This window comes from Neisseria sp. P0022.S010, assembly GCF_051956635.1.
The window spans coordinates 1-942 of record NZ_JBQCXF010000752.1 but is presented as its reverse complement, the minus strand read 5'-3'; the positions used below and the strand labels follow the sequence as shown (position 1 = coordinate 942).

The 942-nt window shown below is 44.5% G+C and carries 1 protein-coding gene; it reads right to left on the bottom strand.

Going from position 1 to position 942, the window contains the following annotated elements:
* Positions 1 to 282: 282 nt before the first annotated feature.
* Positions 283 to 849 (bottom strand): SGNH/GDSL hydrolase family protein, encoded by a 567-nt coding sequence (locus ACTHUT_RS21165; protein ID WP_250600735.1) that lies wholly within the window; start codon positions 847 to 849, stop codon positions 283 to 285.
* Positions 850 to 942 lie beyond the last annotated feature (93 nt).

Genomic DNA, 942 nt, shown 5'->3' with positions numbered 1-942 from the left:
CTTTTAATATCATTAATTAAGCTTTCAGCTTTTTCTTTGGCTTCATCAACCAAATGCTCGGCTTCTTCTTTGCCTTTTTGCAAAACATCGCTGCCTTTTTCTTCAATGTTGCCGACCACTTCTTTTACTTTACCGCTGATTTTATCTAATTCGCCGCTCATGGCCATACTCCTAGATTAAATGTTGATAAGAATTAGTGCTGCATTACCTGATATCGGGAACTTTGCTTTAGCTTTAAAGGCCGTCTGAAAGCCAAAACATGACAAAACGAGTTAAGTAGGGTTAGTCCATCTGTTTCAATATCGCTTCGGCTACTGCCTTGCCTATCATCTTACTGCCGAACTCATTGAAATGAAGCCCATCGCACAGCATCACATCAGTCAAATCCTGCCCGAACATCAAACTGTATAAATCATTGACGGCAAAACCATATTGCCTTGCTAAATCCTCCGCCACACGGTTATAGGCCTTCAAGTCGGCCAGATAACGGCGCGAGGGTTTGACGATATTGTGTACGCTTTCCAAAAACGGCGTACTGCTCGCCCAAATAATTTTTGCCCCAGTCTGTTTCAGATAATCAAAAATTCGGGTCAGGTTGTTGCGGTAGGTTTCTATATCGGCCACCGGCTCATTGCAGCCTTGATTGTGACGGATGTCGTGCAAACCGCAGTTGATGTGGATAATGTCTCCCACAGTCGCGCCCTCTGTCCATTGCCCGATATGATCTAGCACATCATACGACGAGCGGCAGTTTTCCAATGGAGAAACAATATCCGCCTCAGGCAAAGCGGCGCGTGTGTGAGGCTCCGATGCAAGCCGAACGGAATCGCCGATTAAGTAAACGGTCATTTTTGTTCTCCTCCCTTTATTTGAACCAACAGCAAGGCCGTCTGAAATATTACTTATATTATTATAAGAGTGCTATTTCAGACGGCCTTAACT

Excerpts from the sequence above, each read along its gene's own strand:
- ACTHUT_RS21165 (WP_250600735.1), bottom strand. The coding sequence starts at position 849 with ATGACCGTTTACTTAATCGGCGATTCCGTTCGGCTTGCATCGGAGCCT.